The sequence below is a fragment of the Bradyrhizobium sp. Kon10 genome, assembly GCF_055807395.1.
Genome location: NZ_JBVVOZ010000197.1, coordinates 1 through 280 on the forward strand (window position 1 = coordinate 1; position 280 = coordinate 280).

Sequence of the window (280 nt, forward strand, 5' to 3'; positions counted from 1 at the left end):
CGATCGGCTGCGCCGCGATGTGACAGCCAACGGAAGCAAGCGCGGCCGTTTGGCGAAGATCGCGGCTTCATCAGAATGATCGATGAAAAGATTTCGGCTGGCGGCGATGGTGCGGTCGAGCAGATCCGCCGCGCTCAGGAGAATTCAATGTTGTCTACCAAGGATAGAGCCGAAACCTGCAAGGATCAGATCCGCGCTTTCCTGGCGTCGAATTTCTACATAGCCGACGCGGATGCTCTGGAGAGCCACACGTCCCTTCTCGACCAAGGCATCGTCGACT

1 pseudogene is annotated in these 280 nt (G+C 57.9%); it reads left to right on the forward strand.

Annotated elements, in window-relative coordinates:
* Positions 1–75: 75 nt before the first annotated feature.
* Positions 76–280 (forward strand): annotated as a pseudogene (locus AC0L2O_RS36700) (hypothetical protein); the annotation flags it as partial.